The organism is Cellulosilyticum sp. I15G10I2 (assembly GCF_900095725.1).
Classification (GTDB): domain Bacteria; phylum Bacillota; class Clostridia; order Lachnospirales; family Cellulosilyticaceae; genus FMMP01.
Genome location: NZ_FMMP01000006.1, coordinates 770,937 through 796,129, shown reverse-complemented (window position 1 = coordinate 796,129; position 25,193 = coordinate 770,937). Strand labels below are relative to the sequence as shown.

Below are 25,193 nucleotides of genomic sequence, written 5' to 3'. Positions count from 1 at the left end.
ACATGGTTACTTTAGAAGTCAAAGTTTTTAAAGATATGATTGCAAGGGTAAAGGCTACAGTAGCAAAAGAAGATACTAGACCAGCACTTACGCTTATAAATCTGATAGTTGAGAATGGAATTTTAAAGCTGTGGTCCATGAATGGATATCAGGTACAGATTATAGATAAACCGGTTGAGTCACAGGAGAGCTTTAGGGGGATGTTTAGCGACTTGTACATACATTCCAAGGACTCATATGTGGAAATAAGCAGAGACGAAAATACGTTAAATTTTAAATACATTCCGAGCGGGCTGCAATTCAGTATTCCTCAGGATAAGACTGATAAGCTAGAACCGTTTGATCTAAAAAATTTTACTGAGAATGTTGTAGCTAAAAAAGATTATGCAATTGCCATAGGCAGAGAAAAGCTAGAAAATGCTCTAAAAAAATATAAGAAAACAGATAGGTCTGACATTCTTATTATTAGAGTAGATACATCATCTGCTCTTAAGGAGATAGAGATTATTAACAAGTGTGACGACATGAAGCAAACTTCATATATTCTTCCGGTAAGATGTAGCGATATAGAGAATTATAAGGATTAAGGAGGACGATATGATAAAACAAAATATCAAAGAAGATGTATACGAATGGTTTAAAGTATGTCTGGAACCTTACACAGAAGGATGGATAAAAATATCTGAATTAGCAGATAGCAGAGGTTACAGTGCTTCATATGTAAGACAGGCAATGAGGGCACTAGAAAAGGATGGGATTATTACTAGAACTGGAAATTGCGGCGGAGGAACTTACATAACATTGCTGAATCATAACAAGCCAATGGATGGGCAGCTTAGTTTATAAAATAATTTTTTGATGAGAAAGGATGAATGCAATGCCAAGAGAAGAGGTTAGATATTATTGTGAGATATGCGGGGCATTTTGGGCGAAGAAGGAAAAGGCTACAGAATGTGAAAAAGGTCACATGATACCATTGAGGGTAGACGGAGCTATATACGATAAAGACGATAGAAAAAATAGATACCCTGATTCTGTAATGGTTGAATTTGGTAAAGATAATAGGGTGAGATACTACAGAAAGTAAACAAATTAGTTTTTGCCGAGGTGGTGGGAAGAAGTGAAAGTTAGAGAAATGATTAAATTACTACAGAAATGCAATGAGAATGATTTAATTATGGTAGACATAGATGAACATACAACAGAATTAGACATTTGTGATATCTTGCAAGGAAACGGAACTTTGAGAGGAATTGTCTTTATTTCTTTGAAAAGTGATATAGATGGTTAAATAAAATTGACTTTTTCTAAGGGAGGTAAATATATGCCAAAAGGGACTGACAGTGTAAGAGTGCTTCAGGTTATTGAAACTAGAAGCTGCAGAGGAAAAGGAATTGAAGAAGATCCTTACAGAGTTGTAATACAATATTGGGATTTTGAAGGAAATATGTTAGCAGAAAAAGATCCTGCAAAAGAAGCGGGGCGAACGGCTTGAGATATAGAATAATGCTGCTATTAGACAAGATAATGGGCGCACAGTACAAACGTTGCATAAAGTGTGGGAGAAGATTATATGCTTTGCAGTTAAGATTTTACGGTTGCAAGTGTGAACAATGCTCGAGCAAAGAGTATACAAAAATAGATTAAAATCCGAATTTGAAAGGGTGAAGGTAATGGAAGAAGGCAAAGTAATATTAGGCACTAATGAGTATCAAGATTTAGTTCATAAAGCTTCCTGCATGGGATATATAATGGAAAGATTTGAAAGAACTGTTTGTGATAATCAAGCACTGCATAATAGATTATTTGAAATTGAAAACAAGGTTTTCGAATTGGTCAACAACAAAAAGTAAACAAATTCGATTTTGAAAGGATGGTACATATGGCATGTAGAAGTGCAAAGTTTGATGAAGATTCAGGGCGTTATGATTGCTCAGTTACAGGTGACGGGTGTGTGTTTTTAGTTCCTAATAGCAAAGCATGTGTTGAGATGTATGGGGAGGGTCCAGAGGCAGAAGATGATGGAGAGCTTGTTTATCCTCCAGGATCAGGAGAGTGATGAAGATGCAGGAAGTATTACAAGCAGCTATAGATAAATGGGGCAAAGATATGCAGCTTACAGTAGCCACAGAAGAACTTGCTGAACTCATTAAAGAAATATGTAAGTATGTGCGTGGAATAGGCAATAAGGAACATTTAGCGGAAGAAGTGGCTGATGTTGAAATTGTCTTATCCCAATTAGAAATAATATACGGGAAAGAACGAGCTATAAAGAATTATACATCAAATTACTCGTTTAAATCTGTTAAAAGAAGCCTGATTCAGCTCATGGATTTTATTACAGATGAAGATGCAAAGTATGCTACAGATATGGTTATATGGAAAGTTAGAAAAAAAACTGAATGGCTTAAAGATACACTATGCCTTCATCCAGACGTTTATAGGATAAAGATTCAAAAAATAGAACGATTAGCAACGTTAATAGAACAGTAAAAGTCAGATTTGTTAAAGGAGGCAGCCATATGCCAGTAGCTTATAATTGTAAGCATTGTGGGAAAGAAATTCTTTCAGACATGGTCTGGGAAGGTAAGGTTAGTGATTTCCCAAAGTTTTTAGAAAGTAAAATTAATCAGCTCTCTCAACAATGTGAGTGCAATAATGATTATTATTTTGAGTATAACAAAAACGCTCACTCAGTACATGACTTAGACCTAGTGTTTGAAAATGATGATATTACACTCAGGGAATATATTGAATATGGAGAGGTAAGCGGATACATCACACTAGATAAGCCTTTAGAAGATATGACAACAAGTGAGCTATCACGATTGGTGGACTTTATAGAATATCTAGATACAAAGTAATAAAATCGAAATTTGGAAAGTGAGGAATATATATGAAAAAAGTTAAATTGATATGTGGTATTGATTTTAGCCACATTACTGGCGGTGGAAGTGTTGAAATAAACCAATTTATAGAAGTGAGAGACGATGCATCAGATGAAGAGATAGGAAGAGTACTGAGACAAGTGTTGATTGACAATGCATTGCATTGGGAATGGGAGGAAGTAGAGGCGCAGAGTAGATTTATTCCAGAGGATTCAAGCGGCAAGTGTTCTAACTGCACCCCTATAAAGTGTCCTAATTAAAAATATGTTGTTTTAAGTAATCCCAAGCTTTTTGAGGTAACCAACCAGCGTAATTATTGATAACTTCAATGACTAGCAGGCTATCATTATCATCCATAACTGATTTGAGCTTGTCAGATACTTGAGAAACAGATAAATTCGACTTAATAATCCAAGTTGAGTCTAGATAGTGCCACCAAGTATCGCTGTAAGAACAGGCTTTTATCGCTTCATAGAGAGAATTATAGTCCTGACCACTTTTATTGAGGTCATAACTTATTAGGAAAACCTTCATAATTGCTATCTCCTTTCTCTTTAGTATTCAGCTTGGCAGAGCTGATAACTAAATTATAGGGTAAAAGGTGGAATAATACAAATATTTACATAATAAAAACGAAGTTTGAAATGGAGGGCTCATGAAAAGACCGGATATGCTTTATGAGTGTTTAGAATGTGGAAACCAAGAAACTGTAAAAAGTAACGACCATAAAATAGATGGTAGGTGTTGTAAGGTGTGTGGAGGTCATAACATGCCAAAAGGATATATTGGATTTGATTCAGCCAAAAATAAAGGGGGAGATTAGTAATGAATAAGACGCAGCTTATAGGTAGGTTAACAGGTAATTGTGATTTGAAATATACTCAGTCAGCTAATCCAGTAGCAATAATGCAAAATGGGTTGGCAGTAAGAAAGAAGTATGTCAGAGAGGGAGAGCATGACGCGGACTTCTTTAAGATAAAGGCCTTTGGGAAAATGGCGGAGTTGATGAATAAGCATTTAAGCAAGGGAAACCAAGCCGGAATAGTCGGAAGACTCGAGGTTGAAAGATGGGAAGACGATAAGGGTAAACACAGTCAGGTAGTTATAGTCGTGGAGGATTTAACTTTTATAGGAAGCAAACAAGAGCCTGCAGGAGCTGCAGAATCTATAGTCGTACCAGAGGAAGAGGATGATTTGCCATTTTGAAAAAATAGGAGGGATAGTCAGTGGGGTATACAACAGTAGCACAGGAATTAAATATAAAGCGCAGAAGGCAAGAACTGCATGAAATGCAGAATCGAGATCAAGATGCAGTATTAAGCTCTTCCAAGATAGAAAAGATTAAATCAGAAGTTAGAGAGGGCTCTACTATTAAAGTGAAACATAAAGGCTATATGGAGAAAGAGCCATCTATTAAAAAGGTTCCAGTTATAGGAGTTAACCGAAGGTTTGTAGTTGTTCTTATTAATGGATATAGAGTCACATATCCATGGGATGAGATTATAGAAGTAGTTAAGCGGAAATGATATCAAATAAAACGCAATGAGAGTGTTTGAGACGAAAAGAAATGTTATGAAATGAAGTGATAAGATGGATAAGTTGGATTTTGCAGTATTAAATATTCTTCAGGAGCAGCAGGCCACAATGAAAATGACAGCAATTTCAAGAAAAGAGATATTAGAAGCACTTGAAATAAATGAAAAGACTTTATTTAGAAGAATAAAAGTAATGATGAACCTTGGATATATAAAAGAAGGCTTCAAAGTAGGAAAGTCATACACCTATTTCATCACAGAAAACGGTGTTAACACATTTAGGGAGGCGATGGGATGAAAAACAAAATAGGATTTATTGCAGTAGGGCAAGCAGGAGGTAATATAGGCAGTAGGCTTGAGGCGCTGGGCTACAACGTTATTTTTCTTAATACTTCAGAAGAAGACTTAAGCACATTAAATACCAAGTTTAGATATCATATTAATGGTGGCGAAGGATGCAACAAAGATAGAAATAAAGCAAAAGATCTAGTAATTAATGACTTTGAAAATATATCGAAGGAAATAGAAGAAAAATTGAATAAAGATTTTATATATGTGATTTTTAGTAGCGGTGGGGGAACTGGTTCAGGCGCTTCTCCTATGCTTATGGATCTTCTTATACAACATATGAATAAGAAGGTGGGGGCTATAACAATTATACCATCAGAGAAAGAACCTCTTAAAACACATATTAATGCATATGAGTGTTTTCGAGAGATTGAAGCAATAGAGGGCATATGTAGCACAATTATTCTTGATAACAATGCCTGTGAAAATAAACTATGTATTAACAAGGATTTTACCGAGCTTTTTGAAAAGATGCTCGATATGCCAAATCATAAAGATATACGAGGGAACATTGATAAAGCAGAAGTAATGGAACTTATCAGTTCACGTGGTATGCTTATGATCACAAAGGTAGATAAAGCTGAAACTACTGTAGCTAAAGTTATTGATGGAATTAAAAATAATATTTATGCTCCAATTGAAAATGATAAGGTAATTAAGTATTTAGGAATAATAACCGCTAAGCCGGTTGATTTTAATGAAGTAAAAAAAGAAGTAGGAAATTTTCTTGATGTGTTTCATGGGTATGGTGAAGATACGGTTTGTGTACTAGCTGGATTAAGCTTACCTTTTAAACGGCTTGAAAATATGAAAGAGATTGTTGTAGCTAATCAAGACACTGTTAAAAGAAATTTACAAGCTACTAATGGTATAAAACTAGATCAAGATATTAACTTTTTAGACAGCGTAGTAACAACTAAAAAAAGTACTTCAAATGCAAAGAACGATATCTTCTCAAAATATAGAAAGAAATAATTAAATAATAACCTAAGCACTTATGTTAAATTTTAATATTTAGCATGAGTGTTTTGGTGCTTATTTAATTAAAGCAAAAATTATATTAACTGGGAGGAGTAATATAATGGGACTAAAGGAAGAATATAAGGGATTAATAAAGTACTATTTAAAAAACTATGAAGCAGAGATGGATCAACTTGAGCTTATAAGTGAAGACATAATATACGGGGTAAATACAGGTTTTATAGATGGCAGCCGGGGTAATGCAATTAGTAATAAGACAGAGAAAAGTGCGCTTAAAATGATGGAAGAAAGAGAGAATGAAACAGAAAAATGGCTTGAAGTGATAAAATATACACTTGAACATTTCAATGGTACTGAATATGAGAAGGTGATCGATTTAACATTTAAGGAGCAGTATCAGCTGCCAAAGATACTAAGAATTTTACATATGAGCAAGAATCCATATTATGATATGGTCAATGAAGTTGTTTACTATGCAGCACTTAAAGCAACGGAGTTAGGGCTATTAAAGCACTGATTTAAAAATGCAGTTCGGGAATATTTGTTGAGGAAAAATAGTTGAGGAAAAATAATACGGGAATTTTTTAGTGTTTTCATGTGCTAATATGTTAGTAAGTAAGAATGAAAGCACGTACCTCCCACAAGTGCGGCACTGGATCAAATTAGTCCAGTGCTTTTTCTTATGGAACAAAATAACTGTTCGAAAGAAGGTGATATATTTTGAATACGGTAGAGCCTATAAGAGACTTTGGTATCTTGCTTGATATTGGAGATGTTATTAGAGAAAGAAGAGAAAGAGATTATGTTCTCTATATGAGCGCTCTATATCTAGGAAGAAGAATTTCAGATATATTGCCGCTTAAAGTCAGAGATATAAAGAACTTAGATTATCTATATTTAAGAGAAGACAAGACAAATAAAGAAGCAGTAATTGAAATACATGAAGATTTGAAAGTTATTTACAAGCAGTACTGTGAAGGTAAAAAAGATAGAGAGTATTTGTTTAGAAGAAGTAAAGGAAAGAATGAACCAATAACAAGACAGTGGTTTTGGAGAATACTTCATGAAGCTGCCAAGGAAGTTGGATATAAAGAGAAGATAGGGTGTCATTCTCTAAGAAAAAGTATGGGATATTGGATGTTTAAAAATGGCGTAGATCCTTATACAATCATGTTATTTTTAAATCATTCAGACATAGCGACGACTAAACGTTATATAGGTGTAACACGAGACGACATAAGCAAAGCTACAAGAAAAGTGTCATTTACAAAAAGAAGATAGATAAATCTACTTTTACATGATAATTTACTTAATTTAGTGTGTGTCAACTATCTTGTAAGAAGCATGAGTTTCTTCTATTAGAATCCAAAAACAAAAGATAGTTAACAGAATACAAGATAAGTAAAGTATCAAACAATTAAGTAAAGTAGCATGTAAGCGTTGATACATATAGCATGGGAACACAAGTAGTATGCAAATATCAAATTGATTAAAAAATAAGCATTGTACAAAATAACAAGGTTTTATGTCACTTCCGGTTTTTTAAAATGGAGGACGAATAGCACCTTATAGAGAGTATGCATTGTTAATTAATATACAATCTGTGATGCTATGATAGAGTATTGTTTGCATATTCTGAAAGCATTGATAGTCAATAGGTTCTTCTGAGAAATTAAAATCTCATGCGGGTCTGGCGAGGCCCGAGGTTTATCAATTTGGGGGATTTTTTTGAACCCAATTTCTTTCCTAAAAAAGCGGAAATAGGTGAGGTGAGACAAATGACAGAAACCAATAAAAAATTAATGAGTGCAGACGAGGTTGTGGTAAGCACCAAGGTCATAGCCAGCATCTTAGATGTATCTACTCGCCGAATTAATCAGATGGTAGAAGAGGGTATATTAGATAAAGTTAAAACTGGCAGCTTCAATTTAGTAGTTACCATGAGAAAGTATATCCTATATCTTAAGACTAAAAATGATAACGAGAATGCAGTTAATAGCACTGAAAAAGAGTTTGAAATTGAAAAGATGCTGCATGAAAAAGCGAAAAGGCAAAAAGCTGAATTAGAATTGGCCCTCATGCAAGGAAGCATGCATGACTCTGTAGATGTTGAGCGTGAAATGGGAAAGATGATGATGGCATTTAAGGCTAAAATATTAACAATTCCATCTAAAATATCAGCTCAACTAGCTGTTAAAAAAGATGTTATAGCTATAGAAGATATCTTGAAAGATGAGCTTTATAACGCTTTACAAGAATTGAGCGAGTACGACCCTGAACTATTTAGGCATGATACATATGTTGAACTTGAAAATGACGAGGTGGTTATGGATGGAAGTTAGAAAACAACATTCCCTCGATAGTCTGTTTAGAAATATAGCTAAACTTGTAGCTCCTCCTAAAAAAGTAACTATGAGTCAATGGGCTGATGAATATAGGCAGATATCAAGAGAAGCCGCATCAGAACCTGGTCAATGGAATACTGATAGAACTCCCTACATGCGTGAGATTATGGATGCCATTAGTAATGCAAAAATTAAAAAAGTCGTGATAATGAGTTCGGCTCAAGTTGGAAAGTCTGAGATATTACTTAATACCATTGGATATTATGTTGATTATGATCCTTCTCCAATTATGCTGGTACAGCCTACACTTGAACTTGCTAAGTCATTTAGTAAAACAAGACTTGCTCACATGATAAGAGATACCAAGATTCTTACTGATAAGTTTAATGATTCTAAGTCGAGAGATGGAGATAATACGGTACTTCAAAAATCATTTATAGGAGGGTATATAAAATTAGTTGGAGCAAATTCTGAGAAGTCATTATCAAGCGCACCTATAAGAATACTTTTAGCTGATGAAATAGATAGATATCCTGGATCAGTTGGAGATGAGGGAGATCCACTTTCGTTGGCTGAAAAAAGAACAACAACATTTTGGAATCGTAAGAAAGTCTTTGTTTCCACCCCTACTAATAAAGGTGCTTCAAAAATAGAGGATGAATACAATTTAAGCACTATGGAAAAATGGAATCTTCCTTGTCCGCATTGCGGAGAACTTCAGCCTTTAGAATGGAACAGAATTAACTTTGATGATGAAACAATGACTTGCATGCACTGCGGAGATAGAGCTAGTGAGCTAGATTGGAAAGCTAATCAAGGCGTATGGGTTGCACTGCACCCTGAACGTTCTGATAGAGGATTTCACCTTAATGAACTTGCTTCACCATGGAAAAGCTGGGGGGAAATAATAAAAGAGTTTAAACAAGCTAAAATGTCATTAGAAACTTATAGGGTGTGGGTTAATACTTGTTTAGGTGAAACTTGGGAAGATCATTCAGAAGAAACTAGTGAAGAAGTACTTGTTAAAAGACGTGAAATGTATAATTGTGAAATTCCAGATGATGTTCTTATTTTAACTGCAGGAGTAGACACACAGGATGATCGTTTAGAGGTTGAAGTAGTTGGATGGGGAGTGGGTGAAGAATCTTGGGGTATAAAATATGATGTGTTTAGAGGCATTCCTGATCAGCCAGCAGTATGGAAACAGCTTGATGACTTACTCAACTACGAGTTTTCCTATAAAGATGGCACTAAAATCCGTATAGCTACTGCATGTATAGACAGTGGAGGACATTATACTCAGGAGGTATATAAATATTGTAAAAAAAGAGAATACCGCCGGGTGTGGGCCATAAAAGGAAGAGGAGGTCCGGGAATACCTTTTGTGGGAAAAGCAACAAAAAATAATCGTGAAGCATGTAATCTGTTTACTTTAGGAGTAGATGCTGGCAAAGAGATTATTACTTCAAGACTCAAATTAGAGTATTTTACTGAGGGTGATACTTCAGGATATTGTCATTTCCCAATAGATGAGCATGCAGGATATACGATAGATTTTTTTAAAGGATTATTAGCTGAGAAATATAAAAAAACAACAACTAAACAAGGAAAGTCTAAGTTTGAATGGGTAAAAGTTGGAAGTGCAAGAAATGAGCCATTGGATATTAGAAACTATGCTACAGCAGCTTTAAGAATTCTTAATGTGAATTTAGCAGAACTTAAAGAGCAAAAACTCAGAGGAGATCTATATAGACAGAAACCACCTACTAAGAAAAGAAAAGTTTTAAGCAAAGGAGTGAGATAAACATGAGTGCATGGACTTTAGAACAGGCAAAACAACATTTACACGCATGGATGGAAGCTGAGCTAAAAGTTACAGCTGGCCAGAATTATAGAATAGGCTCAAGAGAACTTAATAGGGCTAATCTTTATCAGATAAGAGAAGAAATTAAATATTGGAAGAATCAAGTTGAAGCATTAGAAAATCAATCAAAAAGAAGAGGCACTAATCGTGTAATGCGAATAGTGCCTCGTGATTTATAAGAAAATTTAATAGGAGGGAGGTGAGAAAAGAGTATGAAATTAATCGAGAAAACTATTGCAGCCATATTTCCTCAAACTGCTCTTAAAAGAGAGGTGGCTAGAAAACAATTAGATCTTATTAACAGCGGTTATGGAAATCATGGCGCCAGTTATTCTAAAAAAAGTATGAAGGGTTGGCTATTTGGTGGTGGTGGACCTAAAGAAGATATAGAAGATAATGTCCAAACACTGCGTGAACGATCAAGAGATCTATATATGGGTGGTGCACCTATTGCTACAAGCGCAATTAAGACTACTAGAACAAATGTAGTAGGTGCTGGATTGAAATTAAAACCATCAATAGACTATGAATTTCTAGGTATGACAGAAGAAGAGGCTGATAGATGGGAAACAGATGTTGAACGTGAATTTAAGTTATGGGCTGAAACGCCAAATTGCGATCTAGCACGTATCAATAATTTCTATGAAATTCAGCAACTAGCTTTTTTAAGCTGGCTTATGAACGGAGATACATTTGCTCTTTTACCATTCACACAAAGAATAGGCATGCCATATGACCTTAGGGTGCAGCTTATCGAAGCTGATAGAGTATGTGATCCTAATTTTAAAGATTTCTCAAAAGACATAGTCGGTGGTGTCGAATGTAATGAAAATGGTGAAATAGTGGCATATCATATAGCAAACTTCCATCCATTATCCGTATCATCATTTAAAAACAGGTCATGGACGAGAGTTGAGGCCTATGGAGAAAAAACAGGAAGAAGAAATGTTCTACACATTATGGAGTCAGAGCGAATAGGTCAGCGTAGAGGAGTTCCTTTACTTGCCCCTGTAATTGAAGCACTTAAGCAGTTAGGCAGATATACTGAAGCTGAGTTAATGGGTGCTGTAGTAAGTGGTATGTTTACTGTATTCATTAAAACAAATAATCCAAGCGAACCGCCTATTGGGGAGTCAATAAGTGAAGAGGATAGAGTAGATGATGAAGATTCTAATAGTTTAGAGCTTGGAAATGGAGCAATTGTATCTCTAGGAGATGGAGAAGAAATCCAAACAGCAAACCCAAATAGACCTAATACAGCATTTGATGGATTTGTAAGCACTATATGCAGGCAAATAGGAGCCGCATTAGAGATCCCCCCTGAGCTATTACTTAAGCAATTTACTGCAAGTTATTCAGCATCAAGAGCAGCGCTACTTGAAGCATGGAAAATGTTTAAAATGCGCAGAACATGGCTTGCAAATGATTTTTGTCAGCCAATTTACAGTGAGTGGCTTACTGAAGCAGTAGCAAAAGGAAGAATCTATGCCCCGGGATTTTTAACTAATCCTTTAGCAAAACAAGCATATTGTCAAGCAGAATGGAATGGCCCATCACCAGGGCAACTTAACCCAACAGTAGAAGCACAAGCAGCCAAGATTAGAGTAGAGGAAGGATTCTCTACTAGACAACAGGAGACGGTTGAAATGAATGGCGGTGACTTTAGTAGAAATCATAGACAAAGAGTTAAAGAAGAAAAGATGAGGCAAGAAATTCCAACTATGGTGAATGTGAAAGGAGGAAGTTAATTGAAAGTCATAAATATTAAAGGACGAATTATTGGTGATGGAAGCAAGTGGATCTATGAGCTATTCAATATACCACATACTTCTCCAAGTACTATAACAAGTGGTTTGCAGGAAGCAAATGGGGATGATGTTGAAATCTACGTAAATAGCGGTGGTGGAAGTGTTTATGATGGATACGAGATATATAATGCCATAAGTGAATATAAGGGAAATGTAACAATTAAAATTGTGGGGTTAGCGGCTAGTGCAGCCTCATTTGCATCTATGCCTAAAAATGCTAAATGTTACATGAGTCCACTTTCTGAGATGATGATTCATAACTCATCAACATATGCAGAAGGGCCACATCAAGCTATGGATGAAACAAGTAATATGTTGCGAGTAACAGATTCTACAATAGCGCAAGCTTATGTACTCAAAAGTGGAAAACCAGCGAGTGAGATTAAAGATCTTATGGAGAAGGAAACATGGTTAACGGCGGAACAAGCTAAAGAACTAGGACTAATTGATGGAATTATGTTTGATGTAAAAACAGAGTCAAATCCAGTTCCTACACTTTATAATGCCATACCAATTAACGATGATTTGCTAATGAGTGAGCTTGAAAAATGTAAGTCTGTAGATGAAATTAAACTCAAGCTAACTGAAAATATTGACAAAGTACTTAAATTATCAGCACAGAATCAGCCTACTGTAATTAATACAGTAGTTGATAATAAATTGAAAGAAGGTAGTAAAATGACACTGGAGAATTTTAAAACAGACCATCCTGAAATTTACGATCAAATTGTTCAGGATACAACAAATCATGCAATAACTGCAGAGAGGAATCGTATTAAAGCAATCAATGATTTAGCGATGCCAGGAATTGAGGATATTATTAGTAATGGAATTGACAATGGAGAATCAGCTGAGAAAGTAGCTATGAACATTATTAAAGCTCAAAAAGAACAAGGACAAAAATACCTTAATGATCTTCAAAATGATGCAACAGCAGCGAATTTAGGAACAGTATCTAATGCTGCAGCACCTCAAAACAATCAAACAAAAGAAGCACAAGATGCTGAAAGCGCAAACTTTATGGCACAAATTATGAATGGAGGTAAATGATAATGAGTGATATGTTTAGCAAAGCAGGAGAGTATAACCCAGTTAGCATTATAGCAGGGAATCAAGTTCCTTTATTGCCAGAAGGTGTAACACTTGCTATGGGAACAGGCATATTATCAGCTGGCACGGTTATCGCACTATTAACCACTGATAAGACTGGGAAGGTTGTAGATAGTACTAAAACCGATGGAACAGAAAAACCATATGGTATTCTAACTGATGATGTAACACTGTCTGAAACAGAAACAACAGAAGCGACAGTATATGTATCAGGGTATTTCAAGTCAGATGCATTAATATTCGGAGGAACAGATACAGCAGCAATTCATAAAGCAACACTTAGAACATTAGGAATCTATTTAATTTAAGGGGGATTTAAATTATGAGTATTTATGATACTAAAACAATGTTAGCAGCTATTAGTCAAAAGAAACCGGTATTTACGTTTTTAAGAGATACATTCTTCCCAAATATTAAAACACTTGTGACAGAGGAAGCCGAGGTTGATGTTAAAAAGGGCAAGAGAAAATTAGCTCCTTTTGTCGCTCCAAGAGTAAGGGGAATTGTAGTTGCAAGAGATGGATTTGTAACTAATAAAATCATGACTCCTAAGGTAGCACCTATTAGAGTGTTGACCGCTGATGATCTTAAAAAGCGCCAATTAGGTGAAAGTGTTTACTCAAGTAAAACACCAGCCCAAAGAGCAGCGCAAATACTAGCAGAGGATTTACTAGATCTTGATGAACAAATTACACGTAGAGAAGAGTGGTTCTGCGCACAAGTTCTTCAGGGTGAAGTAATTGATATTGAAACTGAAGGACAAATAATTACAGTAGACTTTAATTTTACTAATAAAGTAGATTTAGAACCAGGTGAAAGATGGAATGAAGTTGGAAGTGATCCATTAGCAAACATGGAAGCATGGAGAAAAGATAAGATTATCAAGCAATCAGGAAAAGCTCCTAATATTGTCATTATGGCAAGTGATGTAGTAGAGGAATTTTTAGCAAACGAAGAAGTACAAAACATCTTAGATATACAAAGATTAAATATGGGAGTAATTGAACCTACATATAAGGGAGACGGTGTAACATTTATTGGAAGAATTCCTAAATTAGGCGTAGAAATTTATTCTTATACAGAATTCTATATTGATGAAGATGGAGAAGAAAAAGAGCTTATTCCTAGTGGTACCGTGATTATGGGATCAACTGGCAAAGGTACACGTTATTATGGATCAGTTACACAAAAGGAAAATGGTGCATGGGTTACATATGAGGGAGAAAGAATTCCTAAATACACCCCAGATGATAAAAATGAAATTGATGAATTAAGACTTGTATCAAGGCCACTACCAGCCCCAGACGATGTAGATAGTTGGGTAGTTGCTAAAGTACTGTAGGTGCAATTATGTCTTTTAGGGATATGTTACAAGAAGATCTAGAGACAGTATTTTTTAATACAAATGAATTTGCTGAACCACATAGTATAGATGGGGTCGTTATTAATTGTACAATTGATAACGACCAACTCATAAAGCGCTCAAAAAAAGAATATGATGGCATATCCGTTGGTGAAATACTGATATTTGTTAAGTCAAGTGATATCAGTAAGAAGCTTGGGCAGGGTATGCCTATTATTTTTGATGGAAGGCAGATGTATGTATTTAATATCCGTGAGGATATGGGAGTTTATGAAATTATTTTGAGCCAAAACTTAGGGTAAGGTGATAGAGTGAGCAAAGATGTTTTTATAGATACTAAAAAAATCGAAACACTTACTATTGAGCTTAAAGGTTTTGAAAAAGAGGTAGGAGAAGCTGCCTATCATGCATTAAACAGAACACTAGATCAAGTTGTTACACAGGTTGGGCGAATAGTTCCTAAAGAATATGCCATTAAAGCCAAAGAAGTTAAAGAGACCTTTGCAGGTGGAATTAAGAGACCGTCTAAATCGAATTTAGAAGCTTCTGTTGCATCGAGAGGTCATACATTAAGCTTGGCACATTTTCCACTTACTCCTTCAGACCCTAAATTAGCTAAAATGCTTGAAATTAGATATGGTACTCCGTTAAAAGTAAAAATAAAAAAGAGTTCAGGTAATAAACAAATAAGAACAAATCCTAAACCTTTTTTAGCTTCTACAGGGGCAAAGAGTGCTGATAAGACTCAATATAATATATTTAAAAGATCAGGGAAATCTAGATTGCCAATAGCTCCAGTAAGGACTTTGTCCATCCCACAAATGATTACAAATGAGAATATAGGAGACCAAATACAAAATTTTGCAACCGAGAAATTAAACGAAAGATTGCAGCATGAAATTGAAAGAGCAATGATTAGCATAGGAGGGAAGCTTAAATGAGTAGTGCAGGCATTTTAGATTTGCTAAAAGAGTACTTGGAAGAAAATGTTGCTAATAAAATTAAGCTCCAATTGGCTGATGATAACAACATAGCAAATTATAAGTTAGTTAATCCTAATGTATTCGTTGGATGGATACCACCAAAAGGCTATCTTCCAACAGATGTTGAACAGCATATTCCTTGCATTGTTGTTGGCCTTGATGATGGCTCAGATAACTCAGATTATACTACATTCAGTATCAGATTATCATTTGCAATATTTTCTCCTGGAGATCACACACCTAATGAATCAGGGAATATAAAATATATTCCAAGTTTTAATGGATATAGAGACTTATTAAATTTTATTGATTTAACTAAAGCAGCTCTTATAAGTGACACAATTATTAAATCTAAAATGAAACTGCAAGACAATGTTAAATGGAAAATGTATGAAGAGCAGCCTTATCCATATTGGTATGGCTATATGACTTTTGAAGTAAGCACTAAAGCATATCCAAAAAAAGAAATTGAAAAATTATTATAGAGAGGTGATATAAAGTGTATAAACACGGAGCATTTGCCGATATTATGGCAACAAAAGATTTTATTCCACCTAAATCTTTGGGCACACTGCCTGTTTATTTTGGAACTTTGCCTGTTCATCAGTTTACAGATTACACAGAAAAGGTTAATAAACCATTATTAATTAGCAGTTTTAAAGAGGCTCAGACAGTAGCAGGATATATAGATAGTGCATGGGGCGATTTTACGCTTTGTGAAGCAATCTACGCACACTTTAGAAATAACATACAAGCAATAGGGCCTATTATACTTATTAATGTTCTTGATCCTGATATTCATAGAGAAGCTGTGGCAGAAACAGCAACAGTTACACTAACAAATGGTATAGGCTACATTAATAATCGAAATGTTATCCTTAAAACAATAGATATTGCAAGTAAGATTCTTGGAATTGATTATTCAGTAGAATATACGGCTGATGGCACAAGAGTAATGATTAAAGACTTAAAGTCTGCATTAGGAAATAGTATCGATGTTACATTTAGTGAAGTAGATCCAGCAGCAGTAACAGATGCAGATATTATTGGAGGAACCAGCGCATCTGGAGAGAGAACAGGCACAGCTGTTCTTGATTTAGTATATCAAACATTTAATGTGGTTCCTACTATTTTGGCAGCGCCTTATTGGAGCACAAAATCAGCAGTAGATACAGCATTAAAAACAGCAAGCCAAAAAATAAACGGACATTGGTATGCCTTTGTAAACAGTGATATTAGTTCCACTGATACAGGGGCATCTACTATTTCAGAGGCTAAAACGGAAAAAGTTGATAAAGGCTATGTAAGCAGTTTAGAAGCACCATGCTGGCCGATGGGTAAAAATGGTGAAGATAAATTATTCCACTTATCAACGCTTGCTACAGTAACTATGCAGTGGGTAGATTACAATAATGATGGAGTGCCAGTTGAAACACCATCTAATAAGCCTATTGACATTAAATGTCTATGCCTTGCAGATGGGACACAAATTGACTTTGATCAAATACAAGCCAATGATCTTAATAGTAAAGGTATTCGTACTGCAACTTATTGGGGCGGTAGATGGGTTCTTTGGGGAGGTCATACTGGCGAATACGAATACGGTAAAGATATGGACAAGAGAAATGTATTTGATTCATCAGTTCGTATGCTTCAGTATATCGCTAATACATTCCAAAGTAGATATGGCATATTAGTTGATAAGCCATTCAATAGGGCCCTTAAAGATACTATTCTTAATGATATGCAGGAATGGTTAGATAATCTAATTGCGCAAGGAAGATTATTACTTGCCAATATCGTATTTGAAGAAAGTAGCAATCCAATATCAGATATTGTAGAAGGTGACTTTGTGTTTGACATTGCAACAACTACTACCCCACCAGGCAAATCACTTACAGCTAAAATTACTTATACATCATCAGGGCTTGATGTATTATTTGGAGGTGCTGAATAATGATTATATCAGGAGCAGTAATTGCACATAGATTTTTAGCAGATAGTGTTGATATAGCAGACTATGTTTCGTGTCAACTTCCCAGCATTGAATCTGCCACTAATGAAATAAAAGGAGCGGGCATATTAGGTAGCATTGATATGCCTATGACGGGACAAATCAATGCCATGACATTTAGTGTTACTGCGAGAGGAATTAATAAGTCTAATGCTAATCTTGCAAAGCCAGGCATACAGAAATTAGAGATTAGATTTAATAGAGATGTAACACAATCTGATGGGTCAGTAATCCCAGAAGGCAGTAAAGTATTCATTAACGGTGTTAACAAGAAATATGACCCTGGCAAAGTCGAGCAAGGCTCTAATATGGATGGTAGCATTGAATTTGAGGTGCTAAGATATCGTCAAGTCATTAATGGAGTAGAAACACTTTTGATAGACAAATTAAATTATGTTTATAAAATTAATGGCGTAGATTACATGGAAAAGGTGAGGGCAGCTCTTTAATGAGCCGCTCTTTTTTATGCTATGAAATATCAAAAGATAGTATCAAGAACTAGAAAATCTAAAAATAAAGAGATAAAGGAGTTTATGCATATGGAAAACCAAGCGCTAAAATTATCAAAGCCAATCATGGTCAATGGTGAGGAAGTTAAAGAATTGAAATATGATTTTGAGAATATGACTGCAAGGGACAAAATCAATGTGGGAAAAAGAATTAAGCAAGATGGGGTACCTGTGTCTGTAGAAGAACTGGATACAGACTATCACATGTACTTATTTGCTGGGGCAGTTGTAAAAGCAAATGAAGATATGGATATTTCAGACGTAATGCGTTTAAGCGCTAAAGATATCCAAAAAGGAGCTGCACTTGCAAGAAATTTTTTCTATCTCAATTCGGAGGAATAGTATCAGATAAAGAACTTAGAAAGTGTGCAGCTAGAATCACATATTGCACCTCAACAGATTATACAAGCTGTTTGAATATGTCAATTCAGGACTTGATAGAGTTTTCAGATGTGCTTGGCGAAGTATCCAGTGAAATGAGTGAGGAGGCTAAGCAAAATGGCAAGTAAAAAGGAGTTAAGAGCTCTTATTACATTAGCAGGCAAGATAGATCCTTCTCTTTCAACCGCCCTTATGAAAGCAAGCGGTGAAAATGCAAAGCTTGCCGAAAAAATGAAACAGACTAACAAGGAATTTAAGAATGGTGTAGCTGCCGGAGCTAAGTTTGGAGATATGCTAAAAGCAAGCTTTTTAGGAAATCTAGCAGCTAATGGAGTATCTAAACTTATAAGTAGCATTAAGCAAATAGGAGTAGATGCACTTAGTACAGCAAGTAGCCTTATTGAAGTATCTAACGTTGTTAATACAACATTTGGAGATCAGGCATCTAAAATTGACGCATGGTCTAAAACTACTCTTGAAGCATTTGGCATAACAGAATTGCAAGCTAAGCAGTGGTCAGGCAGTATGGGTGCCATGCTTAAAAGCAGTGGTATAGCAAGTAAAGAAAATTTATTAATGTCGGAAAGCCTTGCAGAACTTGCAGGTGACTTTGCATCGTTTTATAACTTAGATCATGATGAAGCTTGGAATAAAATCAGAGCTGGAATGAGCGGAGAGACTGAGCCGCTTAAGCAGCTTGGTATTAATATGAGTGTAGCGAACTTAGAAGCTTTTGCTCTTCAGAAAGGTATCAAAGTAGCTTATAAAGACATGGATCAAGCATCACAAACCTTGCTTAGGTATAACTATTTGATGACAACATCAGCTGATGCGCAAGGAGACTTTGCTAGAACACTGGAAGACTCCTGGGAAAATCAAAAAAGGCTACTTAAGAATAGTATTATGGATAAAGCAGCCAGCGCACTATCAAGATTTATTCCATTATTCACAGACTTTACATCAAAGGCAAATGTATTTGTGAAGAATATAGATATGGATGCATTCTCATCTAATATTGAAGATGGTTTTAAATTAGCAGGAGATTCTATATCGTGGGCTAAAGACAACTTGAATTGGTTAATCCCTATTGCAGCAGGGGCTGTAACTATCATGACAGGCTTTTCAATATTAAGCACTGTAACTAGTCTTATGGATGCATGGAAAGCATCTACAATAGCGCAGCAGTTTGCGCAGGGCGGTCTTAATGCTGTTATGGCAGCAAACCCTATAGGGGTAATGATTGTAGCTATAGGTGCCTTAGTAGCCGCAGGGCTATGGCTATGGCAGAATTGGGATATGGTATCTAAATGGTGTGTTGGAGCTTGGCAGGATTACGTGATCCCATTTTTTAATGGAATAGGTACATGGTTTAGTGGTATATGGATAGGTATGGTAGATGGTTTTAAATTTGCTTGGAGTGGAATTACATCGTGGTTTAGCGGCTTATGGGATGGTATCATAGGTGCTTTTAAAGGGTATCTAAATGTCTATGTTAGCGCTTTTAATTTCCTTATAGGCGGTCTTAATAAAATTAAGTTTGATGTTCCAGATTGGGTACCAGGAATTGGCGGAAAAACAATCGGAGTATCAATACCTACTCTTCCGGCCTTTGCACTAGGCGGCATCGCAACTCAAGCATCAATCTTTGGAGAAGCTGGGCCTGAAATGGCTATACCACTTAGGAAAACACCAAGAAGTGTAAGCTTATTACAACAAACAGCTCAGATATTAGGTGTTGGTACTAAAGGCTCAGGCAAAATAATTAATATTTATATCAATGGTGGAAATCTTGAAGAGGTAAAACGCGTAGTATTAGAAGTTATTTCAGGACAAAAAGAGGATGAGGAGTTGGTGAGCTTTGGGTAATGATTATTATATTTATACAACAGTGCAAGGTGATACTTTTGATATTATTGCACTTAATGCGTATGATGATGAATTTAAAGCACATATTCTTATGCAAGCTAATCCACAGCATGTAGCAACAATAACCTTTAGTCATGGAATAGACCTTAAAGTGCCTATTATTGAAGATGATCCAGCGGATACACTGCCACCATGGAAGAGGTGATTTTAGTGCAGCTTATCTATGAAGGCAAAGACATAACAAAAGATATTGATATAAGAACTGCTGACTTAACAGATTGTTCAGGTGGAAAATTTGATAGCATTATATTAGAGATCAATAATCCTACTAATGACTGGAGTCGATGGAAACCGCAAAAGTCTCATGAGTTGGAGCTTAGAAAAGATGGGTTTTCCAGTGGTAAAATGTTTATAGCGATTGTTAAACAGCAAGATGGTCTTATTATTTTAAAAGCAATTCCTATAAAAAAAGAATCTAAAGAGAAACGTACTAAGTCATGGGAGAACGTTACTTTTCTAGAACTTTTGAATGAATTTGCTGGCAAACATGGTCTGTCTCTTAAAACCTATGGTATTCAAAACTATTTATACAATAGAGTCAATCAGGTAGATGAAACAGATTTTGCATTTTTAAATAAAAGGTGCATGATTGAGGGCTATATACTTAAAGTATCCAATAATCAGCTAGTTATATTTGATGAAAAGAGTATGGAAAGTCAAAACGGTATAACTTTAGCAGCTTCCGATATTGTTGGAAACTTTAAGTACGATAATAAAGATACTTATGGAGCAGTGCGAATTGTCTATGGCAACATAGATAATACCTTTAAGTCTCCAAGTGGCACTGGGGAGGCTCTTCTGATAGCTAATTTAGAAGTAAATAGTATAGGTGAAGCTCAAAGATTTGCAAAAAATATACTTAGAAATAGCAATAAGTATGAACACATGATAGCATTTGATACAAAGTTAAATACAAATATTGCTGCAGGAAGCTCATTATCATTAAGCGGATTAGGTTTGAGTGATGGTAAGTACTATATTTATCAAATAATTGATAAGATGGTTAATGATAAAACAACGTTTTTTTTAAGACAAATACCAAGTTGGTGATGCAATGAATTTAAAAGGAATTATATCAAGCACTGATAATGGTTTATTTAAAGTATTTATAAAAGAAAAAAGTTATTTAAGTAATCTTTTGCCAAAATGTCTAGAGGTTGGAGAAATAGCGGTAGGGGATGAGGTTGTAGTTGCTTTTTTTGATAACAACTTATCTGCAGGAGCTATAACTGGCATACTTAAAAAGGTGGTGGTTTAATGTACATTGCGACCTTCGGAACAAAAGGATTTGTGGTAAGTGCTGATAAAACAATTACATTTGATGATCTAACCTTTGCAGCAAGCTTAGATACTGAAAAACAAGATAATCCAGGCAAAAAACCTAGCACATATGTTAAGAATGCTAATCTTGACACATTTAGTATTAAGATTCACCTTGATAGTGCATTAGGAGTTCATCCACTGGATCAGATTAATCAGTGGATGAAAATTCTTGATGATGCTAAACCCTATCCGTTTTTATTAAATGGCAAACCTTTTCTCGATACAAAATGGCTATTAGTAGATGTAAGTGGTACAAAACCTAATGTGGATATTAAAGGGAATATACTTTCAGCGGATGTTTCTCTCAAATTTGACGAGTATGTCAGTAAAGGAAACAAAAAAGAATCCTCAAAATCAAAAAAGAGCACTAAAACTAAGAAGGCAAAAGATACTAGTTCTGTTTATGAAGCACTAAAGCCAACTGAAAAAGCAGAATTAAAAGTGAGTACTGCGACTAACTTTAAAGTGCTCGAAAGACAAATGTAAGAAGGAGATGGATATGTTATATGAAATAGATACATCTCAAGAATTTAAATTAGATTGGACAGCTAAAGATACTCAAAGAACTTTGCAAAATGTTAGAAATCTTATTAGCACTTGGCGATATGAAGTTGCTTATGATAGAACAAAGGGATTAGATCCTAATATCTTGGATATGCCTTTTGATGATGCAGTGGCTCTGTATGTAGCTGAGGTCTACCGTTTAATTGAAACGTATGAGCCGAATGCTACAGTTCAAAGTGTTACTCCAATAGGATTAGATAGTTTCGGTAACATAAGCTTGAAGGTGGTGATTGAAGTTTGAGCATTCAGTTTATAGAAGTTGATGCAAAGAAAATTTATAATGAAATTTTAATAATGTTTCAGACAGCTCTTGGAGAAGTTCTCTATCCTGGAGATGAGAGAAGAATTTTTTTAGAACAAGAAACGCAGCTTATTGTAGCCATCTTTAATGCTATTAATGAAAGTGCTAAACAAAACCTCTTACGATACGCAAGGGATGAGGTCTTAGATGCGATTGGTGAAAGCAAAGATGTCATCCGTTTAGAACCCCAAAAAGCAAGCTGTATTATGAGATTTACACTATCAGCCGCACAAAATAATAATATAGTTATTCCAAAAGGCACCAGGATTACTCCAGATGGTGTTTGTTTTTTTGAAACAGTGAAAGAAAAGACTGTTCTATCTGGCGAATTATATAGTGATATTCTTACAGAGGCCACTGTTGCAGGAGCTGATCATAATGGGTTTTCACCTGGACAAGTAAAAACTCTTGTAGATATCATTCCGTTTATTGGTCAAGTTTCTAATATTGATACAAGCAGCGGCGGAGCTGATACTGAGCCTGATGATGATGGTATTAATATATGGAGCGGTTACCGCGGAAGGATACGGCTTGCAAACTCTAAAATTAGCACAGCTGGCCATGAACTAGGATATATTTACTATGCCAAAAGTGCTGATGCAAATATACAAGATGTAGTGCCTACATCTCCTAATCCTGGAGAAGTCCTTATTACTGTGGTAATGAAGAACGGTGAATTACCAAGTGAGGCGGTTTTACAAAAGGTAGAAGCAAGTTGTAGTCCTAAACACGTAAGACCACAGACTGACTATGTATCAGCTGCAGCTCCTGAAGTAATAAATTATAATATTACACTGACTTATTATATTGGCAGTGATAATCAGACTGAGGAAATAACTATAAGATCTGCTATAGATAAAGCTATTGAAGAATATACAGCGTGGCAAGATACTAAAATAGGCAGACATATTAATCCTGACAGACTAAGGAATCTTATGTTGAATGCAGGAGCAAGTAGAATTGCACTTACGGCACCAGCCTATACTGAAATTGAAGCCATACAAATAGCTAAAGTGAACTCAGTAACAATTACATATGGCGGATTAGAATAAGGAGGGATAACATGAATCTTAATCAATTAGACTTATTATCTCTACAAACAAATAGTATGAAGTCAGATAAGACAACAGTAGCACTATGTGAAGCTATTAATCCCCAACTCAATGCCATTGATGTAACTAAGTGTATCATATCTTCAAACATAGATACTATGAGCGATGCAATGTTGGATGAAATAGCTACAGAAAAGAATATTTTTTGGTATGATCCTAACGCTGAGATCGAAATAAAAAGAAATCTCATTAAAAATTGTGATAAAGTATTTAGCTTTTTAGGCACTAACTACGCTATTGAGCAGGTAATCAAGGATTATTTTGGTGATGGAGTAATAGAGGAGTGGTATGAATATGGCGGGGCACCATATCACTTCAAGGTATTAACATCAAATATTAGTGTTACAGGGGAAAAGGCTGAACAATTTAATGCCGCAGTTAATAAGGTTAAAAGACTCAGTACAAGGCTTGAAGAAGTTTTAGTTAATATGGTAGCAGACTTATCTGTACACTATGGATTTGTGCTGCATACAGGTGATAGCATAACGCTAATACAAGGAGCGTGATAAGATTATGAGCTTTGGAAGTATTATATTTACTGATAAAGGTCGCATATTACAAGCAAAAGCACAAGCTGGTAAACAGCTTAATTTTACAAAGTTACAAATAGGGGACGGACAATTAGGCGGCGCAGCGATTCAGGCGCTTAATGCACTTATTAGTCCTAAAAAGAATATCTCTATAACCACTATTAAAACAAGCAGTAGCACTGCCACAGTTGGGGGAATCCTTAATAATAGTGATATCTTAACAGGATTTTATTGGCGAGAAGTTGGACTTTTTGCGGCAGATCCAGATACAGGGATAGAAACATTATATTGCTATGGAAATGCCGGAAACTTAGCTGAGTATATACCAGCAGGAGGCGGCAGTGAAATACTTGAAAAAAGATTAGATATAGTTGCGACAATAGGTAATGCCACAAACATTTCTGCAGCGATAGACAACAGCTTAATATACCTAACTTTAACCGACCTAGATAATCATAGTAATAGCGGCTCGTCTCATCCAGATATACGTGAACAAATAAGTGATTGTTTAGAGGCGGTTGGTAATATATCATACCCAGTTACATCAGTGGCTAGTAAAACTGGAGCGGTTGTACTTAGTAAAGCAGATGTAGAACTAGAATCGTTAGACAATGTGAAACAAATGCCAATGCGGAACCGTGGTACTATCACACAAGACCCAAATACAACAGTAGAAGGACTTATACTTACAAACCACGCTAATACGCCAAATACAGGTTATTACTGGCACATTCAAACATATTTTTATGGTGGCATAGACACAAATAGTAATAGAGTACAAGTGGCCGAACAGTATAACGGCGGTGTCTCTATGTATTTACGTAACTATTTCAGCGGTGTTTGGTCGGGCTGGGTACGTTGCGATAACCCAGCTGTAGCAACTACTGCGGAAGCGCAAGCTGGTACAGACAATATTAAGTATATGACGCCAGCTTTAGTTAAGGCGGCGTGCCAAAAGTTTGGGGGTGATATTGTGGGAAAAACATATCAATTTGAGAGAATAACTATGGCTGCGGTAACAACTGAGCAGCTAATAAAAAGCTACACAAACGCAAAAGGCGGTATGGTAAGAATAATGTCACACGCACACTTCTATTTAAGAGACATAAGGATTGTGGTAGACGGGGTTACGGTAATCAATATAACAAGCGACCCGACTACAGTGTTCACAACGGATGCCGGATATGGATCTTCGCACGCATTAGACATACCGTTTAACAACAACTTTCAGTTTTACGGTAGATTAGACACCGCAGCTGCTGGCCTAAGAGTAGGCTTGCACTATTACTTAAATCCTTGATAGGGGGC

General features: G+C 35.7%; 40 protein-coding genes. 39 read left to right on the top strand and 1 reads right to left on the bottom strand.

All coding sequences use genetic code 11. From position 1 onward, the window contains the following. The first annotated feature begins 2 nt into the window (after positions 1-2). From BN3326_RS03830 to BN3326_RS03795, 10 genes are all read left to right on the top strand, one after another. Entirely contained in the window at positions 3-587 is a 585-nt protein-coding gene (locus BN3326_RS03830) for a beta clamp domain-containing protein (protein WP_069997779.1), read from the top strand. Between the two features lie 10 nt (positions 588-597). Continuing rightward, positions 598-846, top strand: coding sequence for a winged helix-turn-helix transcriptional regulator (locus BN3326_RS03825; RefSeq protein ID WP_069997778.1), 249 nt, complete (start codon positions 598-600; stop codon positions 844-846). Between the two features lie 22 nt (positions 847-868). Beyond that, on the top strand, positions 869-1,087 hold the full coding sequence (locus BN3326_RS03820; RefSeq protein WP_207646304.1) for a hypothetical protein: 219 nt from the start codon (positions 869-871) through the stop codon (positions 1,085-1,087). Positions 1,088-1,120: 33 nt separating this feature from the next. Further along, the gene (locus BN3326_RS21890) at positions 1,121-1,291 is read left to right on the top strand and encodes a hypothetical protein (protein WP_171903757.1); all 171 of its coding nucleotides are present in this window, start codon (positions 1,121-1,123) and stop codon (positions 1,289-1,291) included. Between the two features lie 33 nt (positions 1,292-1,324). Beyond that, positions 1,325-1,495, top strand: coding sequence for a carboxypeptidase (locus tag BN3326_RS03815; RefSeq protein ID WP_069997776.1), 171 nt, complete (start codon positions 1,325-1,327; stop codon positions 1,493-1,495). Between the two features lie 178 nt (positions 1,496-1,673). Continuing rightward, complete coding sequence (locus BN3326_RS03810) at positions 1,674-1,853, top strand: hypothetical protein (RefSeq protein ID WP_069997775.1); 180 nt, start codon at positions 1,674-1,676, stop codon at positions 1,851-1,853. 29 nt (positions 1,854-1,882) lie between these two features. Then, on the top strand, positions 1,883-2,059 hold the full coding sequence (locus tag BN3326_RS21885) for a hypothetical protein (RefSeq protein WP_171903756.1): 177 nt from the start codon (positions 1,883-1,885) through the stop codon (positions 2,057-2,059). A gap of 5 nt (positions 2,060-2,064) precedes the next feature. After that, positions 2,065-2,493 (top strand): nucleoside triphosphate pyrophosphohydrolase family protein, encoded by a 429-nt coding sequence (locus tag BN3326_RS03805; RefSeq protein ID WP_141722836.1) that lies wholly within the window; start codon positions 2,065-2,067, stop codon positions 2,491-2,493. A gap of 29 nt (positions 2,494-2,522) precedes the next feature. Next, positions 2,523-2,864, top strand: a complete 342-nt coding sequence (locus BN3326_RS03800) for a hypothetical protein (RefSeq protein WP_069997773.1) — start codon at positions 2,523-2,525, stop codon at positions 2,862-2,864. Positions 2,865-2,896: 32 nt separating this feature from the next. Next, positions 2,897-3,148, top strand: a complete 252-nt coding sequence (locus BN3326_RS03795; RefSeq protein ID WP_069997772.1) for a hypothetical protein — start codon at positions 2,897-2,899, stop codon at positions 3,146-3,148. Here BN3326_RS03795 and BN3326_RS03790 read toward each other — a convergent pair. Further along, complete coding sequence (locus tag BN3326_RS03790) at positions 3,141-3,422, bottom strand: hypothetical protein (RefSeq protein WP_069997771.1); 282 nt, start codon at positions 3,420-3,422, stop codon at positions 3,141-3,143. The genes BN3326_RS03795 and BN3326_RS03790 overlap by 8 nt on opposite strands. A 121-nt stretch (positions 3,423-3,543) precedes the next feature. On the opposite strand from BN3326_RS03790, the gene BN3326_RS21880 reads away from it, so the two are divergent. The 29 genes from BN3326_RS21880 (at position 3,544) to BN3326_RS03650 (ending at position 25,185) form a co-directional block, all read left to right on the top strand. Continuing rightward, a complete protein-coding gene (locus BN3326_RS21880; RefSeq protein ID WP_171903755.1) occupies positions 3,544-3,711 on the top strand; it encodes a hypothetical protein in 168 nt (55 codons plus the stop codon). A gap of 2 nt (positions 3,712-3,713) precedes the next feature. Further along, on the top strand, positions 3,714-4,094 hold the full coding sequence (locus tag BN3326_RS03785; protein ID WP_069997770.1) for a single-stranded DNA-binding protein: 381 nt from the start codon (positions 3,714-3,716) through the stop codon (positions 4,092-4,094). 20 nt (positions 4,095-4,114) lie between these two features. Next, positions 4,115-4,414: a hypothetical protein gene (locus BN3326_RS03780; RefSeq protein WP_069997769.1), complete on the top strand. Its 300-nt coding sequence runs from the start codon at positions 4,115-4,117 to the stop codon at positions 4,412-4,414. Positions 4,415-4,478: 64 nt separating this feature from the next. Next, positions 4,479-4,721: a winged helix-turn-helix domain-containing protein gene (locus tag BN3326_RS03775; RefSeq protein WP_069997768.1), complete on the top strand. Its 243-nt coding sequence runs from the start codon at positions 4,479-4,481 to the stop codon at positions 4,719-4,721. Beyond that, positions 4,718-5,746 (top strand): FtsZ/tubulin family protein, encoded by a 1,029-nt coding sequence (locus tag BN3326_RS03770; protein ID WP_069997767.1) that lies wholly within the window; start codon positions 4,718-4,720, stop codon positions 5,744-5,746. The genes BN3326_RS03775 and BN3326_RS03770 overlap by 4 nt, the downstream gene beginning before the upstream one ends. 106 nt (positions 5,747-5,852) lie before the next feature. After that, positions 5,853-6,269, top strand: coding sequence for a hypothetical protein (locus BN3326_RS03765; protein ID WP_069997766.1), 417 nt, complete (start codon positions 5,853-5,855; stop codon positions 6,267-6,269). Between the two features lie 203 nt (positions 6,270-6,472). Next, the gene (locus tag BN3326_RS03760) at positions 6,473-7,033 is read left to right on the top strand and encodes a tyrosine-type recombinase/integrase (RefSeq protein ID WP_069997765.1); all 561 of its coding nucleotides are present in this window, start codon (positions 6,473-6,475) and stop codon (positions 7,031-7,033) included. A gap of 497 nt (positions 7,034-7,530) precedes the next feature. Further along, positions 7,531-8,094, top strand: a complete 564-nt coding sequence (locus tag BN3326_RS03755; protein ID WP_069997764.1) for a hypothetical protein — start codon at positions 7,531-7,533, stop codon at positions 8,092-8,094. Beyond that, the gene (locus BN3326_RS03750; RefSeq protein ID WP_242875930.1) at positions 8,084-9,901 is read left to right on the top strand and encodes a phage terminase large subunit family protein; all 1,818 of its coding nucleotides are present in this window, start codon (positions 8,084-8,086) and stop codon (positions 9,899-9,901) included. Before BN3326_RS03755 ends, BN3326_RS03750 begins: the two co-directional genes overlap by 11 nt. Before the next feature lie 2 nt (positions 9,902-9,903). Beyond that, complete coding sequence (locus BN3326_RS03745; RefSeq protein WP_069997762.1) at positions 9,904-10,140, top strand: DUF6148 family protein; 237 nt, start codon at positions 9,904-9,906, stop codon at positions 10,138-10,140. Positions 10,141-10,173: 33 nt separating this feature from the next. Beyond that, the gene (locus tag BN3326_RS03740) at positions 10,174-11,709 is read left to right on the top strand and encodes a phage portal protein (RefSeq protein ID WP_069997761.1); all 1,536 of its coding nucleotides are present in this window, start codon (positions 10,174-10,176) and stop codon (positions 11,707-11,709) included. Beyond that, on the top strand, positions 11,710-12,819 hold the full coding sequence (locus BN3326_RS03735) for a head maturation protease, ClpP-related (RefSeq protein WP_069997760.1): 1,110 nt from the start codon (positions 11,710-11,712) through the stop codon (positions 12,817-12,819). Positions 12,820-12,821: 2 nt separating this feature from the next. Next, complete coding sequence (locus BN3326_RS03730; RefSeq protein ID WP_069997759.1) at positions 12,822-13,187, top strand: head decoration protein; 366 nt, start codon at positions 12,822-12,824, stop codon at positions 13,185-13,187. Between the two features lie 14 nt (positions 13,188-13,201). Continuing rightward, entirely contained in the window at positions 13,202-14,221 is a 1,020-nt protein-coding gene (locus BN3326_RS03725) for a major capsid protein (RefSeq protein WP_069997758.1), read from the top strand. Positions 14,222-14,244: 23 nt separating this feature from the next. Further along, the gene (locus BN3326_RS03720) at positions 14,245-14,544 is read left to right on the top strand and encodes a hypothetical protein (RefSeq protein ID WP_242875929.1); all 300 of its coding nucleotides are present in this window, start codon (positions 14,245-14,247) and stop codon (positions 14,542-14,544) included. Positions 14,545-14,553: 9 nt separating this feature from the next. Beyond that, the gene (locus BN3326_RS03715) at positions 14,554-15,183 is read left to right on the top strand and encodes a phage tail protein (protein ID WP_069997756.1); all 630 of its coding nucleotides are present in this window, start codon (positions 14,554-14,556) and stop codon (positions 15,181-15,183) included. Beyond that, positions 15,180-15,710: a hypothetical protein gene (locus tag BN3326_RS03710; protein ID WP_069997755.1), complete on the top strand. Its 531-nt coding sequence runs from the start codon at positions 15,180-15,182 to the stop codon at positions 15,708-15,710. Before BN3326_RS03715 ends, BN3326_RS03710 begins: the two co-directional genes overlap by 4 nt. Positions 15,711-15,724: 14 nt before the next feature. Then, entirely contained in the window at positions 15,725-17,182 is a 1,458-nt protein-coding gene (locus BN3326_RS03705) for a phage tail sheath protein (protein WP_069997754.1), read from the top strand. Next, positions 17,182-17,688 (top strand): phage major tail tube protein, encoded by a 507-nt coding sequence (locus BN3326_RS03700; RefSeq protein ID WP_069997753.1) that lies wholly within the window; start codon positions 17,182-17,184, stop codon positions 17,686-17,688. Before BN3326_RS03705 ends, BN3326_RS03700 begins: the two co-directional genes overlap by 1 nt. A 21-nt stretch (positions 17,689-17,709) precedes the next feature. After that, complete coding sequence (locus BN3326_RS03695) at positions 17,710-18,090, top strand: phage tail assembly protein (RefSeq protein WP_141722835.1); 381 nt, start codon at positions 17,710-17,712, stop codon at positions 18,088-18,090. A 156-nt stretch (positions 18,091-18,246) separates the two neighbouring features. Then, positions 18,247-19,995 (top strand): phage tail tape measure protein, encoded by a 1,749-nt coding sequence (locus tag BN3326_RS03690; protein WP_069997751.1) that lies wholly within the window; start codon positions 18,247-18,249, stop codon positions 19,993-19,995. After that, positions 19,988-20,200 (top strand): tail protein X, encoded by a 213-nt coding sequence (locus BN3326_RS03685; protein WP_069997750.1) that lies wholly within the window; start codon positions 19,988-19,990, stop codon positions 20,198-20,200. The genes BN3326_RS03690 and BN3326_RS03685 overlap by 8 nt, the downstream gene beginning before the upstream one ends. Before the next feature lie 5 nt (positions 20,201-20,205). After that, positions 20,206-21,105: a phage late control D family protein gene (locus BN3326_RS03680; protein WP_069997749.1), complete on the top strand. Its 900-nt coding sequence runs from the start codon at positions 20,206-20,208 to the stop codon at positions 21,103-21,105. A gap of 4 nt (positions 21,106-21,109) precedes the next feature. Further along, positions 21,110-21,313: a hypothetical protein gene (locus BN3326_RS03675; protein ID WP_069997748.1), complete on the top strand. Its 204-nt coding sequence runs from the start codon at positions 21,110-21,112 to the stop codon at positions 21,311-21,313. Beyond that, positions 21,313-21,864 (top strand): phage tail protein, encoded by a 552-nt coding sequence (locus BN3326_RS03670; RefSeq protein ID WP_069997747.1) that lies wholly within the window; start codon positions 21,313-21,315, stop codon positions 21,862-21,864. The genes BN3326_RS03675 and BN3326_RS03670 overlap by 1 nt, the downstream gene beginning before the upstream one ends. Positions 21,865-21,877: 13 nt before the next feature. After that, entirely contained in the window at positions 21,878-22,183 is a 306-nt protein-coding gene (locus tag BN3326_RS03665; protein ID WP_069997746.1) for a hypothetical protein, read from the top strand. Further along, positions 22,180-23,295 carry a baseplate assembly protein gene (locus tag BN3326_RS03660; protein ID WP_069997745.1) on the top strand — a complete coding sequence of 372 codons (1,116 nt, stop codon included), beginning with the start codon at positions 22,180-22,182 and terminating at the stop codon, positions 23,293-23,295. Before BN3326_RS03665 ends, BN3326_RS03660 begins: the two co-directional genes overlap by 4 nt. Positions 23,296-23,306: 11 nt before the next feature. After that, entirely contained in the window at positions 23,307-23,861 is a 555-nt protein-coding gene (locus BN3326_RS03655) for a phage tail protein (RefSeq protein WP_069997744.1), read from the top strand. A 7-nt stretch (positions 23,862-23,868) separates the two neighbouring features. Further along, positions 23,869-25,185, top strand: coding sequence for a hypothetical protein (locus BN3326_RS03650; RefSeq protein ID WP_069997743.1), 1,317 nt, complete (start codon positions 23,869-23,871; stop codon positions 25,183-25,185). Positions 25,186-25,193: the final 8 nt, after the last annotated feature.